The sequence below is a fragment of the Pseudoduganella sp. jia 12 genome (assembly GCF_055502675.1).
The window spans coordinates 340,097-358,128 of the sequence record NZ_JBUXKP010000002.1 but is presented as its reverse complement, the minus strand read 5'-3'; the positions used below and the strand labels follow the sequence as shown (position 1 = coordinate 358,128).

Below are 18,032 nucleotides of genomic sequence, written 5' to 3'. Positions count from 1 at the left end.
CACGCCAGTGCGGGACGGGTATTTTCTAGCCTATGGGCAATATTTCGATCTACAATCGGCGGTTGGGTTGCTTGGGGTGAAATCGGTGACGTATCGCAGAATGGGAGAAGCGCGCTTATGGCAAGGCCGGAAAAAGTAAGGCTCGGGGAAATCCTGGTGCAGCAGAAGCTGCTGTCCGAGGAGCAGCTCGGCCTGGCGCTGGCGGAACAGAAGCGCAGCGGGCGCAAGCTGGGCCGCGTCTTCATCGACAGCGGCTACGTGACGGAAGAGCAGATCGCCGGCGCGCTGGCGCGCCAGCTGAACATTCCGTACATCAACCTCAAGTTCTACAATATAAATCCGGACCTGGTGCGCCTGCTGCCCGAAACGCAGGCGCGAAGGTTCCGCGCGCTCGTGCTGGAACAGCGCGACACGGGCATGCTGGTCGGTATTTCCGATCCCACCGACCTGTTCGCGTACGACGAGATCGCCCGGATCGTCCGGCAGAACGTCGAGCTGGCCGTCGTCAACGAGACCGAGGTGCTGGCCGCGATCGACCGCATCTACCGCCGCACCGAAGACATCACGGACCTGGCCCGCGAGCTGGAACAGGAGATGGGCGACGTTTCCGTCGACTTCGGCGCGCTGGCGGCGAACCCGGGGCTGGAAGAAGCGCCGGTCGTGAAACTGCTGCAATCGGTGTTCGACGATGCCGCGCAGGTGCGCGCGTCGGACATCCACATCGAACCGCAGGAAGCCCGACTGCATATCCGTTTCCGCATCGACGGCGTGCTGCACCTGCAGACCCAGGCCGACATCAAGATCGCCGCCGCGCTGGCGCTGCGCCTGAAGCTGATGTCCGAGCTCGACATTTCGGAAAAGCGCCTGCCGCAGGACGGCCGCTTCGCCGTGCGCGTGAAGAACACGCGGATCGACGTGCGTATCTCGACCATGCCCACGCAGTACGGCGAATCGATCGTCATGCGGCTGCTGTCGCAGGGCAGCACGAACCTGCGGCTGGACGCGATCGGCATGCCGCGCCCGCTGATGGAAAAGTTCCGCGCCATCGTGCAGCGGCCGAACGGCCTGGTGCTGGTCACGGGCCCCACGGGTTCGGGCAAGACGACCACGCTGTACAGTGCGCTGGCCGAACTGAACTCGGTGGAAAAAAAGCTCATCACCGTCGAGGATCCCGTCGAATACCGGCTGCCCGGCATCAACCAGGTGCAGGTCAACGAAAAGATCGAGCTGAGCTTTGCACGCGTGCTGCGCTCCGCGCTGCGCCAGGATCCCGACGTGGTGCTGGTCGGCGAGATGCGCGACCAGGAAACGGCGCAGATCGGCCTGCGCGCCGCCATGACGGGCCACCTGGTACTGTCGACCCTGCACACGAACGATGCGGCCAGCACGCCGCTGCGGCTGATGGACATGGGCGTGCCGCGCTACATGGTGGCCAGCTCGCTGCAGGCCGTGCTGGCGCAGCGCCTGGTGCGGGTGATCTGCGAAAGCTGCACGGAACCGTACACGCCTACGCCGACGGAGCGCGAATGGCTGAGCCTGGAACTGAACGACAAGGTCGACATGGCCAAGTATTTCCACGGCAAGGGGTGTTCGCACTGCAACGGCATGGGCTACCGGGGCCGGACCGGCGTGTATGAATTGCTGGAAATGACGAACGCCGTCGTCGATGCCGCCAACGACCCCGACCCGGCGCATTTCCTGAAGGCGGCGGCGAAGGAAATGGCGGGGCACACGCTGCGCCGCCATGGCGTGCAGCTCGTGGTGCAGGGCCGCACCACGATCGCCGAGGCGATGCGGATCAGTAACCAGCAAGAGGATTGATGCCTTATTTCGCATACAAGGCGCGCGACCTGAAGGGGCAACTGATGCAGGGCGTGCTCGAAGCGGTCGATCCGGCCGCCGTGGCCGACCAGCTGATGGGTTCCGGCTCCACGCCGGTGGAGATCACGCCCACGCGCGCCCCCGCCAAGGGCGGCGGCCAGGGCACGTGGGCGCGGCTGACCGAGAAGAAGGTCACGCCGCTGGACGTGCAGCTGTTTTCGCGCCAGATGTACACGCTGCTCAAGTCCGGCGTGCCGATCATGCGCGGCCTGGCGGGTTTGCAGGAATCGGCGATCTCGCCGGCTTTCGGCAAAGTGATCGGCGACCTGCGCGAATCGCTCGACGCGGGGCGCGAACTGTCGGTGGCGATGCGGCGCCATCCCGCCGTGTTCAATAATTTCTATTTGTCCATGGTGCGCGTCGGCGAAATGACGGGCCGGCTCGATGAAGTCATGCTGCGCCTGTTCGAACACCTGGAATTCGACCGCGACATGCGCGGCCGCGTGAAGAGCGCGCTGCGCTATCCCATGTTCGTCGTGATCGCGATGGTGATCGCGATGTTCATCGTCAACATGTTCGTCATTCCCCAGTTCGTCGACGTGTTCAAGGGGTTCAATGCCGAGCTGCCGCTGATGACGCGGATCCTGATCGCCACGTCCAATTTCACCAAGGAGTACTGGTGGGTCCTCATCGGCGGCAGCGCGGCGGCGGCCATGGCGCTGCGCAGCTGGGTGCGCACGCCGGAAGGGCAATTGCGCTGGGATCGCTGGAAACTGAAGCTGCCGATCGCCGGCAAGATCGTCCACAAGGCCACCATGTCGCGTTTCGCGCGCAGCTTCGCGCTGTCGTCGAAGAGCGGGGTACCGATCGTGCAGGCGCTGACCGTGGTGTCGCAGACCGTCGACAACGCCTACCTGAGCCAGCGCGTGGACCAGATGCGCGACAGCGTGGAGCGGGGCGAGAGTATCCTGCGCACCTCGGTCGCCGCGGGTATCTTCACGCCCGTGGTGCTGCAGATGATCGCCGTGGGCGAGGAATCGGGCTCGCTGGACGACCTGATGGACGAAATCGCCCAGATGTACGAGCGTGAAGTCGACTATGAACTGAAGACGCTGGCGGCGCAGATCGAACCGATCCTCATCACGTTCCTCGGCGTGATGGTGCTGATCCTGGCGCTGGGCATCTTCCTGCCGATCTGGAACCTGGGTCGCGCGGCCCTCCATTGACGCCATGGGAGGTGCCATGCGCCGCCAGCGCGGGATCACCCGCTTCGAGTTCGCCGTGTGCGCCATCGTGTTCGGCGTGCTGGCCGCGACGTTGCTGTATCACGTGCGCCGCTACCATGCCGAGGCCGAGCTGGCCGGCGTGCGCTACCAGGTAGCCAGCATGCGTACCGCGCTCGCCGGCAAGACGATGGAAGCGGCCGTGAAGGGCGATCTGTCGTCGCTGCAGACCCTGGTCGGCAGCAATCCAATCGCGCTCCTCGAACATGCTCCACCGGGGTATCGTGGCGAAATAGATCAAGCTGATGTAACAAACGTCCCGCCGGGCAGCTGGTTTTTCGACAGAAAACAACGGAATCTTGTGTATTTGTTCAGCGGCAACAAAACTTTTTCAGGGAGGATCCATTCAAGGTGGAGTTTCCGTGTAGAATCACTTTGCTTGCCCACGAACAACGCCAAGCCGCCAGGAACGCCAGCAGATTCATCAGCAAAATCGCCAAAGCTGAGCGTTGCCCTCCACCAGGTAGACGGTTGAACAGAATGTAATACGCACACTGTGTCGCTTCCGTCACACACACATTCTTTTTTGTTACGTTGGAGTTTTTCATGCAATTCAATCAAGCATCCACTCGCGGCCAAGGCGGCTTCACCCTCATCGAACTGATCGTCGTGATCGTCATCCTGGGCATCCTGGCCGCCACGGCGCTGCCGAAATTCGCGGACATGGGCAGCGACGCCCGCCGCGCCAAGATGAACGCGGCACGCGGTGCCGTCTCGAGCGGCGTGGCACTGGCCCGCGCGCAATGGATGGTGACTGGCAGCACTGCCGCCACTGTGACGCTGGAAGGAACCCCGTATGCCGTGGACGCGGCGAAGGGCTACCCGACCGCTGCCAGCATCGCGAACATCGCTGGGCTGGATTCGACGGTTGACTACGAAGTCACCGGCACCGCCCCTGTCAAGATCGCCGACAAGAAGAAAACCACGTGTTCGTTCACGTACGATCCATCGACCGGCGCAGTCAGCGCCGTGGCAGCCGACGCCGTCTGCTGATCTGCATACGTGGCGGCCAACTGGCCGCCTCATCCGGCAACCGCGGGGCGACCTACCGGTTGCCGGATTGCATTTGACCCTCTCCTGAAGCCATGATGCGACCCCGACAAGCGCCTGTCCAGGGCGGTTTCACGCTGATCGAACTGATCGCCGTGATCGTCATCCTCGGTATTCTCGCCGCGACCGCGCTGCCCCGGTTTGCCGACATGGGCGCCGAGGCGCGCCATGCCAAGATGGTCACCGCGCGCGGCGCCGTGGCCAGCGCCGTGGCAATGGTGCGCGGCAAATTGCTGGTGAACGGCGATACTGCTTCCCGTACCGTCACGATCGATGGCACGACCGTCAAGGTCCATGCGGGAGGCTATTTGGAGGGGAACATGATTGCCACGGCGGCCGGCCTCGACCCGGCGGATTTCACGGTTGCTGCCAGCACGCTGACGACGGTTGCCGATCCGGACAAGGCAACGTGCGTCTTCACCTACACCCCCGCCACCGGCAAACTGGGCGCGGCGCCCGCGGTGACCGCCTGCTGATGCCGGTGCCGGCCCACACCATCATGCCTGCCTGCCCCTTGTCGGGCTTTCCCTTGCGTTGCCGCCTGCCTGGACTGCGTTCCAGGCAGCGCGGGTTTACGCTGGTGGAACTGATCATCGTGCTGGTGCTCATCGGCATCCTTGGCGCCCTCGCCGCACCCCGTTTCTTCGACCGGCAGACATTCGACGCGGCCGGCTTTTCCCAGCAGGTCACGGCCCTGGTGCGCTATGCGCAAAAGCAGGCCATCGCGCAGAACCGCAACGTGTTCGTGCGCCTCGATGGCGCCAGCGTGGCGGTGTGCTACGACGCAAATTGCACCGGCAAGATGGTGCCGGCATCGCGCAGCAACAGCGCACGGGCCACCACGCTGGCGCGCTGCGGCAACCTGGCCGACTGGGCATGCGAAGGCGTGCCGAACGGCTTGACGATCAGCGCGGTGCCGCCGTTTTTCTTCGACCCCGCCGGCAAGCCGTTCAACGCGAACGACGGCGCCGTCACCAGCACGTTCGTCGCCAGGCTGGCGATCACGGTCAGTGGCGGCGGGGCCAGCGCGACGACGCTCGTGGAACCGGAAACGGGGTTCACAAGATGACTGCGGAGATGACTGCGGAGACGACTGCGGAGACGACGGCGCCGATGACTGCGGAGACGACCGCGAAGTTGACCGCGCCGATGAAGGCTGCGATGCCGCACCGGCGCCAGCACGGCCTGACGATGGTCGAACTGGTGATGTTCATCGTCATCGTCGGCGTGGCTGTCGTCGGGGTGCTCGGCGTGATCAGCCTGACGACCCGCTCCAGCGCCGACCCGATCCGGCAGAAACAGGCGATGGCCATCGCCGAAAGCCTCGTCGACGAGATCCGCGCGGCGCACATCACATGGTGCGACCTCAACGACCCCGCCTACCTGACCGCCACGTCGGCCGCCGGGTGCGCGGTGGCGGAAGGCCCCAACCAGGAAGCTGGCGGGGGGCTGCGGCCGTTCGACAACGTCAACGACTACATCGTTACATACGGCGTGGAACAGGCGTACACCACGGACGTTATCGGCACGCCATTCCCCGCAGGCTATGCCGCGACCGTGAAGATCACGCCGGTTGCCTTCGGCCCGGCCGGCGCCGCGATCCCCGCCGGCGCGGCGCTGCGCATCGAGGTGACGGTGACCTATGGCACGGATGCCGTGACGCTGGAAAGCTGGCGCACCCGCTACGCGCCGAACGGATGACGATGAAGAACCGACTACCACAAGCCAGGGCGCGCGGCTTCACGCTCGTGGAAGCGATCGTGGTGATCGTCATCACCGGCATCATTGCCGGTACGGTGGCGATCTTCATCCGCTTGCCCGTCAAGAACAGTATCGACCTGCAGGCGCGCGCCGAAATGGCCGATTCGGCCGACCTGGCGTTGCGCCGCATGACCCGCGAACTGCGCCTAGCGGTGCCTCACACGGTCGCGGACTACAACGGCGGGCTGGCGATCCAGTTCCTGCTGACGAAAACCGGGGGGCGCTACATCGACATTTCGAATAATCCCCCGGCCACGTTGAAACCGCTCGATTTCGTCGGGGGCACCACCGTGTTCGACATGGTCGGCACCGCGCCGGCCGGCCGGCAGGCGATCGTGCCGGGCGACTATATCGTGATCGGCAACACCCAGTTCATGCCCTCCAATGCCTATGCGTTCGGCGCGGGTGCCGACAATATCTCGCGGGTGGCCGCCGTGAACGGCAGCCGCATCACGCTGCAGGCCAACTACTTCGCGAAGCAGTCGCCCGTCTTTGCATTCCAGGTCGCCACCGGCAAGGTCACCTATGTCTGCACGCCCGGCGCCAACGGCGGCGGCACGCTGCAGCGCTTCTTCAACGCCACCAACCTGTCGGCCGGCATGGGCGCGCTGGGGGCCGGCGCCGTGTTGACCGACAAGATCGCTGGCTGCATCTTCAGCAACACCGTATTGCGAGGACAGAATGCCGGCTCGCTGATGACGATGGTGCTGTCGCTGCAACATGCCAACGGCGAGCGGGCGCAGCTGGTGCGCCAGACCCAACTGGACAATCCCACATGACATTCGTCCGTCGCTTCAGCCGCAGCCGCGGCGTCAGCATCGTTACCGCCATCTTCCTGCTGGTGGTGCTGTCCGGGATCGGCGCGGCGGTCGTCACCGTCGCCACCACGCAGCGGCAGGCCGCGGCAGTCGACCTGCTGGGCACGCGCGCCTATGAAGCGGCGCGCACGGGTATCGAATACGGGTTGTACCAGTTCCTGCAAAACAGCGAAACGTGCGCCGACGTGACCTTCACGGCACCCGGCGCGCTGGGTGCGATGACCGTTTCCGTAACGTGCGTACGGGCGAGCAACGTGATGCAGGACGGTACGACGACGCTGTGGCAAACGCGCATCACCGCCACGGCCTGCAACCAGCCGGCCGGTGGCACATGCCCGAACAACGCGCCGGGTACCGATTACGTGCAGCGCGTAATGCAGGTGGTGATCTGACATGAAGACGATGCAAAGACCGATGACGTTCCTGCGCCGCGCCGCGCGCGCGGCGGGCCTGCTGCTGCCGCTGGTACTGGCCCCCATGCCCGCGCTGGCCGATACGCCGATCGTGCTGTTCAAGAGCTTTGCCGGCAACATCAACATGACCGGCACGCAAAAGACCCTGCGCACCAGGTCGAACGGCTTCGATGCCTGCGCCACCGCTTCGTCGGTGACCATGAACCTGTCCGGCATCCCGACGACCGGCACGGTGCTGGCGGCCTACCTGTACTGGGCCGGCTCCGGCAGCAATCCGGACTACACGGTCACCTTCGACGGCAAGTCGATCACGGCGCCACCGAATCGCCAGTTCGAGTCCGGCACCGTGGGCTATGACTACTTCGGCGGGGCGGCCGACGTGACCGACCAGGTGAAGGCAAAGGGCAACGGCAACTATACGGCCAGCGGCCTGACGATCTCAAAGGACCTGTTCTGCGCCGTGCAGGGGGTGCTGGGCGGGTTCCAGCTGCTGGTCATCTACAGCAACAACAACACCGCGGAAACTTTCCGGGTGCTCAATGTCTACGAGGGCTTCCAGTACATCCGCAATTCGTCCGTGGAGCTGACGCTGGCCAATTTCCAGACCCCGAATCCGATCGGCAACCTGACCGGCCGGGTGGGCCATATCACGTGGGAAGGCGATACCACGCTGTCCGGCGGCGGCGAAACGCTGCGCTTCAACGGCGTGGAACAGACCGATACGCTGAACCCGACGGGCAACCAGTTCAATTCCGTCTCCAGCGTCAACGGCGACCAGTATTCCTACGGCCTCGATTTCGATGTCTACACCGTGCGCTCGCCCGTGATCGCCAGCGGCCAGAAATCGGCCAAGACGTCGTACACGTCCGGCTCGGACCTCGTGCTGCTCAATGCCGAGGTGATCGCCGCGCCGAACGTGCCGGCCACCGACCGCGGCGTGACGATGACGCTGGACGGCTCCCTGGTGCCGTCCGTCGCCACCACGTACACGATCAGCGTCGTCAACAACGGGCCGATGGACGAGGGCGGGCCGCTGACCGTCATCGGTACCTTGCCGGGGGCACTGATCTTCGACCCCAACGAACCGGTCGGCACCAACTGGCGCTGCGCGGCTGCGGGCCAGCTGCTCACCTGTACGTACACCGGCCTCGTCAAGACCAACACGACGCTGCCGCCGCTCAAGCTGACCGTCACGCCGGCCGCCTCGGCCAGCGGCCTCGTCTCGTTCGGCGTGACCGTGGCGGGCAAGCTGTTCGACTACTACGACGGCAACGACACGTCCACCGTCAGCGCCCGCATCGGGGCCCAGGCGTTCACCCCGGTGTTCATCTTCACCGAAGGGGAATGCGAGCACAACAAGCCGTTCGGCCATCCGAACCAGCCGTGCAAGCCCCTTCAGCTGGAACACATGCCGGCCAACACGGACCTGAGCACGCACATCACCTACGTGGTGAAGAACGTGCCCACCGCGCTGGCAAGCACCGATCTAACGCTGCCGATGCGCTTTGCGATGAGCTGCCACGATCCCAGCACCAATGCCGGCGTGCGCGGCACGTATGCGCTGCGCAGCAGCACGGTCACGCTGCCGCTGTGCGCGGCGGGCGGCGTGATCCCGGCCCAGAATTCCACCGCCTGGAGCTCGGCCAGCAATATCCTGTTCCCCGGCGGATCGCCGTCCAGCAAGGCCACCACGGCGCAGACCGAGCGCGACCCCACGGATTTCCTGCTGCGCTACCAGGATGTCGGCCGCATCGAACTGTTCGTCACGGACAACCAGGCGCGCCTGGGTTCCACGGGCGCCTTCGTGTCGCGCCCGGAAAAACTGCTGCTGCAGACGCCGGCCATTTCCCTGGCGGGATCGACGAGGACCAACCAGGCCGGCGATCCCGCCAGCGCGACCGATCCGCGCTTCGTGCCCGCCGGCACGCCGTTTACGATGACCGTGCGCGCGCTGATGCAGGGCTTGAACACGCCGGCGCCGAATTTCGGCCGCGAGTCCGAGCCCGAGAAACTCAGGTTACGCGTTTTTCCCGCGTCGACGGCGGACGGCTCGCCGATCGATGCGATGGTTCCCGACAGCAGTCCTGACGATGACCGCAAGGAGGTGGGCCTCGATGGCGATTTCGGCGCCTTCGTGGGCGGCGTCGCCACCGGCAATGCTTTCGTGTTCGACGACCTGGGCGTCATCAAGGTCGAATCGATGCTGGCAATGACCGCGACGGATATCGCCGAGGGCAAGAAGACCGGTTCCTACCTGGGCACCGGCGACGTGACCGGCACCACGATCAACGTGGGCCGCTTCTACCCGGACCATTTCAGGACGTTCGTCACCGGGCCGATGACGTGCGCGCCCGCTGCGCAATGCCCGGCCGATCCCACAAGCACCACGGTGCCGTCCGTGGAGATCTCGACGATGGCCTATGCCGGCCAGCCGTTCAAGGTGGAAGTGAAGGCCTATAACAGCAAGGGGGCAGTCGTGCAGAACTACCGCCGCGACCTGGCGCAAAACGTGCTGTTGAGCGCGTGGAAGGCACCGAATGGCGGCACGGCACAGGATGCGCCATTGGCGGGCACGGTCAAATCGCTCCTGTCCGGCACGGTGGTGTCCGCCAGCGCGTTCGATGCGGGCGTCGCCAATGTGACTGCCACGTACACGTTCCCGGCCGCGCTGGCGTTCACGCGCGCAGCGCCGACTGCCAACAACTGGCCACAGCCGGTCTCGGTTTACCTGCGCGCCGCCGAAAGCAGCGGAACCGACCAGACGACATCGCGGCGCGCCGCGGCCGTCGAAGGCGGCATCCGCGTGGCGGCGGGGCGCCTGTGGGTGCCGGACGTATCGGCCTCGGCGGCGCAGGCGGTGGACGTGGAGATCAGTCCGCAGTTCTTCGGCACGCTGAACGGCGTGGCTGGCTGGTACGACTCGGTCACGGACTCTTCGTCGTCATTCAGGCCAACGGCCGACGTGAAATTCTCGGGCTGCACGAACCTGAGAGGGGCCACCGCCTGCAAGCTGGCGCCGGTGGTCGATCGGGCGACGGTGGGCACGATCACGAACGGCAAGGGAACCGTGAAACTGGTGGCGCCCGGAACCGGCAGCAGCGGCTCCGTGTACATGTGGCTGGAAAGCCTGGGCTGGCTGCCGAGCGCCCAGGGCGTGCTCACCTATGGCACGGTGTCGAAGAGACCCTATACGTATCTGCGCGAAATCTACTGAAAATCGCCATAAAAAAACAGGCAAAAATAGCTTTTTGCTACCGGAACAGGCAGGTACCTTGAATATAATCAAGATACTGGATGGTTCACCGCGAGTCTCGCGGCACGTAGTACCCGATATCGGAACAGGCGCATGGCTTTCTGGCACAAGGAAAAGAAAAAGAACGGCTGGCTGGCGGTGAGCGCGGGCGCGGCCGGCGTGACGGCGGCGGTCGTGCACCGGCGCACCGATGCGAAGCCGGCCGTGCTGGCGGCCGCGTTCCACCCCGGCGGCCGCGCCGAGGCGGCGGGGCTCATTGCCCGCGTCGGCAGGGAGCTGGGGGCGGGCGAGCACCTGTGTTCGAGCGTGCTGGCGCCGGGCGAATACCAGTTGATGGCCATCGAGGCGCCGAACGTGCCGGCCGAGGAACTGAAGACGGCGGTCGGCTGGAAGCTGAAGGACATGATCGATTTTCCCGTCCCCGATGCCACCATCGACGTGCTCGACATTCCCGTCGCGCCGAACGGCCCCACGCACAACCACCAGGTGTTCGCGGTGGCTGCCCGCAACGGCATCATCGAGGCGCTGCAGAACCTGTACGTCGAGGCGAAGATCGGCCTGGGCGCCATCGACATCCCGGAGATCGCCCAGCGCAACGTGTCGGCCCTGCTCGAGCCGGAAGGCCGCGGCCTGGCGATGCTGGCGTTCGACGAGCATGGCGGCTTGCTGACGGTGACGTTCCGCGGCGAACTGTACCTGGCGCGCCGCATGGATATCGCGCTCGGCCAGGTCGAAGGCCCGCAGGAGCAGCGGCAAAACCTGTACGACCGCATCGTCCTGGAACTGCAGCGCTCGCTGGACAATTTCGAACGCCAGTTCCAGTATGTGGCGGTGTCGAAGCTGGTGCTGGCGCCGACCGGCAGCGCCGGCCTGCACGATTACCTGTCCGCCAACCTGTACCTGCCGGTCGACCTGCTCGACCTCGATGCCGTGTTCGATCTCGACAAGGTGCCGGACTTGCGCGACGCGGCGCAGCAGGCGCGCTTCTTCACCGTGCTGGGCGGCGGCTTGCGCGACGAGGGTGCGGTGGCATGAGCCAGCAGATCAACCTGTTCAATCCGCGCTTTCGCAAGGAAAAGCGCTACCTGACGGCGCCTGCGCTGGCGATCGTCGTCGGCGTGGCGCTGGCCGGTTCCGTCGCGCTGTCCGTGGCGGCCCATGGCCGCGTGGCCGCGCTCGAGGCGGAGTCGGCCCGGCTCACGGCCGAACTGCAGGAGGCGGAAGCGCGCAAGGCCAGCACGCTGGCCGGGCTGGTGCCGCGGCCCAGGGATGCCTCGGTGGAAGGCGAAGTGGGCCGCGCGGAAGCGGAGCAGCGCGCGCTGCGCGGCGTGACCGACATCCTCGAGCAGAACCGCGTCGGCGATCCGCGCGGCTACTCGGCCTATTTCCAGGCACTGGCGCGCACGCGGGTCAGCGGCCTGTGGCTGACCGGCGTCGACATCGGCGGTGCCCGTGCGGAGATCGGCCTGCGCGGCCGGGCGTTGCGGGCCGAGCTGCTGCCGGGCTACCTGAACGGGCTGGCGCGCGAACCCGCGTTGCAGGGCAAGGCGTTCGAGCGGGTCGAGATCGCACGGCCGGGGCTGGCTGAAGCGCGCCGGCCCGGCGAGGTCGCGCCCCCGGCCGTGCCCGCTGCTGGCGCGGCAGCCGAGGGCGGCACGGCGGCGCCGTTGCCGCCACCGTACGTGGAGTTCTCGCTGCAGGCGCGTGCGGAGGCGGGGCAATGAAGGCGCTGTGGCTGAAATGGGCCGCCCGCATCGATGCGCTGAGCTTGCGCGAGCGGGCCATGGCATGCGGCGCCGCCGTGGCGGCGGTCATCTTCATCGCGTACATGGGCTTCATCGAACCGGCGGGCGCGCGCGAACGCACGCTGCGCACGGCGATGCTGCAACAGCGCGCGCAACTGGCCGGCATCGACGTGGAAATCGCGCAGAAGCGCGCCGCCGCGCAAGCCGACCCCGATGCCGAACTTCGCAAGCGCCTGGCCGCCGTGCGGGCGGAGAATGGACAACTGCGCGCCAGCCTGCGCACCACGCAGCAGGCGCTCGTGGCGCCGGAACGCATGACCGTGCTGTTGCAGCAGATGGTGCAGCAGAACGGCAAGCTCAAGCTGGTGTCGCTGCGCACGCTGCCGCCGGCGGGCACGACGGATGGCAATTTCGGCGGCGGTGCGGACAACCCGGCCGTGGGTGCGTCCGCGCCGGCGCTGCCGCGTACCGCCTTGTCGACGACACCGCCGGGCGCGGCGGCCGGCGGCACGGACGAGCCGCAGGAGCCGCTGCTGTACCGCCATGGCGTGCGCATCGTGCTGCAGGGCGCCTATGCCGACATGGTGGCCTACATGGCGGCGCTGGAGCGGCTGCCGGCGCGGCTGTACTGGGGCCAGGCCACGCTGGACGCGACCGAACACGACAAGGCCACGCTGACCTTGACCTTATATACGCTGAGCCTGGACCAACAATGGATCGCCCTGTGACCCGGTTGCCGACGAGATTGCCGACGAACTTACCCGTGATGCTGCTGCTGGCGCTGACGTTTGCCGCCGGGGCGCGGGCGCAGTCGGGCGACCCGACCTTGCCCCCGCCCGGCCTGGATGCGCTGGCGGCTGGTGCCGAAGCGCCGCCTGCCGTGCCGGCGGGTCCGGAACTGCAGTCCGTGCTCGTGTCGCGCGAGCCAGGCGGGCGCCGGATCGCCGTGATCAGTGGCGAAATGGTGCGGCAGGGCGGCCGTTTCCAGGGCGCATTCGTGGAATCGGTGCGCGAGGACCGCGTGGTGCTGCGTCGCGGCAAGGCGCGCGAAACGCTGCGGCTGTATCAGCCAGCGGCTGCGTTGCCGGAGGGCGGCCCCTCCCCGAAGCCGCCGGCCGCACGGGAACAACAATGAAGACGAGACAAACCATGCAAACGATGCGAACCATCGCCAATGTCGCCACGCTCGCCGGTGCGGCGCTGCTGGCCGCTGGCTGCGACACTGCCGGCCGCCGGGATACCTACGACGCGATCAGCGGCGAGATGCGCAACGCCACGGCGACAGCTGCCGCGAACCGGCACAAGGCGCCGGACGCGGTGGAAGCGGCACTGCTGCCGCCCGCACCGGCGCTCGCGGCCACGCTGCCGAAGGCGCGCGCGGTGCTCGACGAGCGTTTCAACGTGGCGCTGAACAACGTGCCGGCGCAGCAGTTCTTCACGTCGATCGCCACCGGCACGCGCTACAACATGCTGGTGTCGCCGGAAGTGACCGGCACGCTGTCTGCCAACCTGAAGGATGTGACGATCTTCGAGGCGCTGGACGCCGTGCGCGAACTGTACGGCTACGACTACAAGGTCGAGGCCAACCGCATCTACATCCGGCCGCTGACGATGCAGACGCGCATGTTCAAGGTGAACTACCTGACGGGCAGCCGGCGCGGCAGTTCGAACGTGCGCGTCTCGTCGACGTCGATCAACACGGTGGCCACCAACAGTGGCGGGCAGAACGGGCAGTCGGGCCAGCAGGGCACGCCGCAGGGCCAGTCGCAGACGCAGAACGGCCTGCCCAGCGGCACGCAGGCCGTGCAGGACGATGCCAGCAACGTCAAGATGACGACCGATGCGGATTTCTGGGGCGAGCTCAAGAGCGCGCTCGAAGCGATCATCGGCACGGGCGACGACGGGCGCAACGTCATCATCACGCCGCAGTCGGGCGTGGTGCTGGTACGGGCGTTGCCGGCCCAGCTGCGCGCCGTGGACGAATACCTGAAGGCGACGCGGCTGGCCGTGGAGCGCCAGGTGATCCTGGAAGCAAAGATCCTCGAAGTACAGCTGAACAGCGGCTTCCAGACAGGCGTGAACTGGGCCGCGTTCCGCCAGGGCGGCAACAGCGCGGGCGGCATCGGTGTGATCTCGCCCGGCACGAACCTGGTGCGCCGCGCAGCCAATGGCGCCGTCAGCCAGACCAGCGGCGGCGACACCGGCTTCACGTCGATTCCCGGCGCCACGCTCGGCAGCGCGGCCGACGCGCTGGGCACGATGTTCGGCCTGGCGATCCAGACAAGCAATTTCTCGGCGATGCTGTCGTTCCTGGAATCGCAGGGCACGGTGCACGTACTGTCGAGCCCGCGCATCGCCACGCTGAACAACCAGAAGGCCGTGCTGAAGATCGGCACCGACGAGTTCTACGTGACCGGCATCAGCACCACGACGAACTCGAACGTGGGCGGCAACACGGTGACGCCGAACGTGACCGTGCAGCCATTCTTCTCCGGCGTGCTGCTGGACGTGACGCCGCAGATCGACGACGACGGCAACATCATGCTGCACGTGCACCCGTCCGTCAGCTCCGTCACCACCATCAACAAGACCGTCAGCCTGGGCAGCGCGGGCTCGCTGAACCTGCCGCTGGCGGCGTCGTCCACGTCCGAAATGGACAGCCTGGTGCGCGGACGCAATGGCGAGATCGTCGCCATCGGCGGCTTGATGCGCCAGGCCACGTCCAGCGACCAGTCGCAGCTGCCCGGCGTGGGCAACGTGCCCGTGCTGGGCGCGCTGTTCCGCAACAAGGACAGCGTGAGCCAGAAGCGCGAGCTGGTCGTGCTGATCAAGCCCACGATCGTCGACGACGCCAGCACCATGACGACCGACATGCAGGACACGATGCGCCGCATCGAGCGGCTCGACCCGCAGCGGGGCCGGTGATGTACGAAGCCCACTTTGGCCTGACCGAGGTGCCGTTCTCGATCACGCCGGACACCAGTTTCTTCTTTGGGAGCCCGCATTCGCAGGAAGGCCTGAACACGCTGCTGGTGGCGGCCCGCAGCGGCGAGGGCTTCATCAAGATCACCGGTGAAGTGGGTACCGGCAAGACCCTGCTGTGCCGCAAGTTCATGGCCACCCTGGGCGACGGCTTCGTCACCGCTTACGTGCCGAACCCGTATCTCGAGCCGCGCGCGCTGATGATGGCGCTGGCCGACGAACTGGAGATCGTGCTGCCGCGCGACGTGGACCAGCACCAGCTGGTGAAATCGCTGACGACGCGGCTGCTGGAGCTGGCGGCGCGCGGCCAGCACGTGGTGCTGTGCCTGGACGAGGCACAGGCGCTGCCGCTGGAAAGCCTGGAAGCGCTGCGGCTGCTGACGAACCTGGAAACGGAGAAGAGGAAGCTGCTGCAGATCGTGCTGTTCGGCCAGCCGGAACTGAATGCCCACCTGGCCAGTCCCAAGATCAGGCAGCTGGCGCAGCGCATCACGTTCCATTACCACCTGGGCGCGCTGAAGCGCGACGACCTCGATTACTACCTGGCGCACCGGCTGCGCGTGGCCGGCTTCGCGGGAGCGCGGCTGTTCAGCGCGCGCGCGGTGCGCCGCATGTTCCGCGCCACCGGCGGCATTCCGCGTCTCGTGAACATCGTGGCGCACAAGGCGCTGATGCTGGCCTATGGCGAAGGCCGCCACCTGGTCGAGCAGCGACACGTGGCGCTGGCCGCCGGCGACACGATCGGTACCCGGCCGGCGCGCGTGCCGCGCTGGGCGTGGCTGGCCAGCGCCACAGCGCTGGCCGCCGCGGGCGGCATCGCCCTTGCGTTGACAAGATGGGCCTGACAGATGAGCTTAATTAACAAGATGCTGCAGGATCTCGATGCGCGCGGCGGCACCAGGGCCCGTGCGGAGGGCGGCGACGTGCGGCCGGTCGCGCCCGGGCGCACCGCTACCACGTCCGGCACGGCGATCGCGGTGGGCGCCGGCGTCGGCGCGCTGATCGTGGCGGCCGGCCTGGGAGGCTGGTATGCCCTGAACCGCGTGCCGGCCACGCCGGCAGCGGTGGTCGTGGCCGCAGCGGCGCCGGCGACAGCGGCGGCTGTCGTTCCGCCGGCTCCCGTGCCCGTGCCCGAAGTGCAAGCCGCTCCCGTGCCGGCCGTCCCCGTGCCGGCGGAACCGGTAACGGCAGCGGCTGCAACGGCGCCGGCCGGGGTGGCGCCGCTCGTCGAACCATCGCCGACAGTCCCTGCACCCCATTCCGCCAGGCCGCGGGCACCGCGCAGGGAGCCTGCCATCACCGCACCGGTCGCGCCGCCAACGGAACGCGCAGCCGAAGCGCCGCCGGGGCAGGGCGCCACGCTCACGTCGCGCCAGCAGGGCGAGAACGCCTACCGGCGCGCGCTGGCCGCGCTGCAGGAAGGTCGCGTGAACGAAGGCATCGGCGCCCTGGAGGCAGCGGTGCTGGCGTATCCCCGGCATGAAGCGGCGCGGCAGACGCTCGTCGGCCTGCTGCTCGAGAACGGGCAGGGCGACGAGGCGATGCGCCACGCGCAGCTGGGCCTGGCGCTGGACGCCAACCAGCCGCAGCTGGCGATGGTGCTGGCGCGGCTGCAGCTGGAGCGGGGTGGGCCGGCCGACGCAACGCTGCTGCGCTCGTTGCCGCATGCGGCCGGCAATGCCGACTATCTCGGTTTCCTGGCCGGGGTACTGCAAAAGCAGGGCCGGCACGCGGACGCGGCGGCACAATACGAGGCCGCGCTGCGGCTGCGGCCCGCCAACGGCGTGTGGTGGATGGGGCTCGGCATCTCGCGGCAAGCCGAAAACCTGCGCCCGAACGCGCGCGAGGCGTTCCAGAAGGCGAAGGAGGCCGGGCTGTCGCCCGAACTGCAGGCATTTGTCGAGCGGCGGCTGGGGCAACTCGATTAGGCAGTCGAGCCCGAATCCCGTAACGAACGGCATTTGGGGCCGTCCCTGTTTTTGCGCTGTTTTTGCGCCGTGTTTTCGTTGTGCTACAAGCTTGCCAACTGGCCCCACACGCCTTTCATCGACACGGGCATGTCGAGATCATCCTCGGCCAGCGCGGTGGCGATGGCGCAGCCGGCCTGGCCCACGCGGCGCGGCAGCGGCACCGTGAAGGCTCGCCCCATGGCATCGCGCAAACAGAACACTTCCGGCTGGCCGCCATCGCGGTGCGCCACCACGCCGGTCTCGCCGCTGGCCAGTCGAACCACGGCGCCGGGAGGATAGGCGCCGATTTCGTGGCGGAACGCCGCCGTCAGTTCCGGGTCGGGCGTCCCTTCGAGCACGCGCGCCAGCGCGTCGTCCGGCAGGAGGGCGCGGCGGTAGTTGCGTGGCGAAACGCCTGCGCAATAGCGGTCCGCCATTTTCAGCAGGTGCGCGCAGGCTTGTGTGTCGCCATCGTCGTGTCCGTCCGGCGCGTGGTCCTGCAGCAGGTTGGCGAACCAGTCCGGTTCGGCGGTACGGGGGGAGGGCATGACGTGTGCATCGGCGGGCCGGTGGCCGTCCGCATGGCGCCCCGTGGCTTGCAGCGCCAGCGCGGCGGTCACGAGCAACAGCAGGCGGGACGGCCGCATGTTCAGGTGCCGTCCCACGAGCGCGGCGATGACGGCGGTCTCGATGCTGTGCCGCACAGCGTAGCTGCCGGCGACCTGGTTGCGCAGCACGCAGGCCAGCGCCACGTCGGCGGACAGGTCGATCGCATGCAGCAGCTCGCGCGCGCTGGCGCGCAGGCCGGCGGGATCGTCATGTTCCCGCGAATGTGCGGCGTTCTCCAGGCGCTGCTGTACGGCGTTCAGCGCGCGCAGCACGGACGGCGGCGCGGGCGGAAGGCCGGTGTCGCCCGCGTCGTCCGCGTCGCGGGAATGTTCTTGTGGGAGCATGCGC

The 18,032-nt window shown here is 67.1% G+C and carries 18 protein-coding genes; 17 read left to right on the top strand and 1 reads right to left on the bottom strand.

The window, feature by feature from the left end:
- The first annotated feature begins 117 nt into the window (after positions 1-117).
- The 17 genes from ACY65G_RS04655 to ACY65G_RS04575 all read left to right on the top strand — a co-directional run bounded on the left by ACY65G_RS04655 (position 118) and on the right by ACY65G_RS04575 (position 17,054).
- Positions 118-1,821, top strand: a complete 1,704-nt coding sequence (locus ACY65G_RS04655) for a GspE/PulE family protein (RefSeq protein ID WP_464996187.1) — start codon at positions 118-120, stop codon at positions 1,819-1,821.
- Complete coding sequence (locus tag ACY65G_RS04650; RefSeq protein ID WP_464996186.1) at positions 1,821-3,047, top strand: type II secretion system F family protein; 1,227 nt, start codon at positions 1,821-1,823, stop codon at positions 3,045-3,047. Before ACY65G_RS04655 ends, ACY65G_RS04650 begins: the two co-directional genes overlap by 1 nt.
- 16 nt (positions 3,048-3,063) lie before the next feature.
- Positions 3,064-3,579, top strand: a complete 516-nt coding sequence (locus ACY65G_RS04645; RefSeq protein ID WP_464996185.1) for a type II secretion system protein — start codon at positions 3,064-3,066, stop codon at positions 3,577-3,579.
- Between the two features lie 71 nt (positions 3,580-3,650).
- Positions 3,651-4,097, top strand: coding sequence for a pilus assembly FimT family protein (locus ACY65G_RS04640; RefSeq protein ID WP_464996184.1), 447 nt, complete (start codon positions 3,651-3,653; stop codon positions 4,095-4,097).
- A 92-nt stretch (positions 4,098-4,189) separates the two neighbouring features.
- Complete coding sequence (locus ACY65G_RS04635; RefSeq protein WP_464996183.1) at positions 4,190-4,630, top strand: prepilin-type N-terminal cleavage/methylation domain-containing protein; 441 nt, start codon at positions 4,190-4,192, stop codon at positions 4,628-4,630.
- A 23-nt stretch (positions 4,631-4,653) separates the two neighbouring features.
- Positions 4,654-5,223: a prepilin-type N-terminal cleavage/methylation domain-containing protein gene (locus ACY65G_RS04630; protein WP_464996182.1), complete on the top strand. Its 570-nt coding sequence runs from the start codon at positions 4,654-4,656 to the stop codon at positions 5,221-5,223.
- Between the two features lie 44 nt (positions 5,224-5,267).
- Positions 5,268-5,855 (top strand): prepilin-type N-terminal cleavage/methylation domain-containing protein, encoded by a 588-nt coding sequence (locus ACY65G_RS04625; protein ID WP_464996181.1) that lies wholly within the window; start codon positions 5,268-5,270, stop codon positions 5,853-5,855.
- A 2-nt stretch (positions 5,856-5,857) separates the two neighbouring features.
- Positions 5,858-6,694, top strand: coding sequence for a prepilin-type N-terminal cleavage/methylation domain-containing protein (locus ACY65G_RS04620; RefSeq protein WP_464996180.1), 837 nt, complete (start codon positions 5,858-5,860; stop codon positions 6,692-6,694).
- Complete coding sequence (locus ACY65G_RS04615; protein WP_464996179.1) at positions 6,691-7,125, top strand: agglutinin biogenesis protein MshP; 435 nt, start codon at positions 6,691-6,693, stop codon at positions 7,123-7,125. Before ACY65G_RS04620 ends, ACY65G_RS04615 begins: the two co-directional genes overlap by 4 nt.
- Position 7,126: 1 nt before the next feature.
- Positions 7,127-10,360, top strand: a complete 3,234-nt coding sequence (locus ACY65G_RS04610) for a DUF6701 domain-containing protein (protein WP_464996178.1) — start codon at positions 7,127-7,129, stop codon at positions 10,358-10,360.
- 132 nt (positions 10,361-10,492) lie between these two features.
- The gene (gene pilM / locus ACY65G_RS04605) at positions 10,493-11,434 is read left to right on the top strand and encodes a type IV pilus biogenesis protein PilM (protein WP_464996177.1); all 942 of its coding nucleotides are present in this window, start codon (positions 10,493-10,495) and stop codon (positions 11,432-11,434) included.
- Positions 11,431-12,123 (top strand): PilN domain-containing protein, encoded by a 693-nt coding sequence (locus ACY65G_RS04600; protein ID WP_464996176.1) that lies wholly within the window; start codon positions 11,431-11,433, stop codon positions 12,121-12,123. The genes pilM and ACY65G_RS04600 overlap by 4 nt, the downstream gene beginning before the upstream one ends.
- Entirely contained in the window at positions 12,120-12,872 is a 753-nt protein-coding gene (gene gspM / locus ACY65G_RS04595; RefSeq protein WP_464996175.1) for a type II secretion system protein GspM, read from the top strand. The genes ACY65G_RS04600 and gspM overlap by 4 nt, the downstream gene beginning before the upstream one ends.
- Positions 12,873-12,910: 38 nt before the next feature.
- Positions 12,911-13,279 (top strand): MSHA biogenesis protein MshK, encoded by a 369-nt coding sequence (locus ACY65G_RS04590; RefSeq protein ID WP_464996468.1) that lies wholly within the window; start codon positions 12,911-12,913, stop codon positions 13,277-13,279.
- 14 nt (positions 13,280-13,293) lie between these two features.
- A complete protein-coding gene (gene mshL, locus ACY65G_RS04585; protein ID WP_464996174.1) occupies positions 13,294-15,069 on the top strand; it encodes a pilus (MSHA type) biogenesis protein MshL in 1,776 nt (591 codons plus the stop codon).
- Positions 15,069-15,971, top strand: coding sequence for an ExeA family protein (locus ACY65G_RS04580; RefSeq protein WP_464996173.1), 903 nt, complete (start codon positions 15,069-15,071; stop codon positions 15,969-15,971). Before mshL ends, ACY65G_RS04580 begins: the two co-directional genes overlap by 1 nt.
- Before the next feature lie 3 nt (positions 15,972-15,974).
- Positions 15,975-17,054 (top strand): tetratricopeptide repeat protein, encoded by a 1,080-nt coding sequence (locus ACY65G_RS04575; RefSeq protein ID WP_464996172.1) that lies wholly within the window; start codon positions 15,975-15,977, stop codon positions 17,052-17,054.
- Between the two features lie 83 nt (positions 17,055-17,137).
- Here the strand turns inward: ACY65G_RS04575 and ACY65G_RS04570 are convergent, their stop codons facing one another.
- The gene (locus tag ACY65G_RS04570; protein ID WP_464996171.1) at positions 17,138-18,028 is read right to left on the bottom strand and encodes a metal-dependent phosphohydrolase; all 891 of its coding nucleotides are present in this window, start codon (positions 18,026-18,028) and stop codon (positions 17,138-17,140) included.
- Positions 18,029-18,032 lie beyond the last annotated feature (4 nt).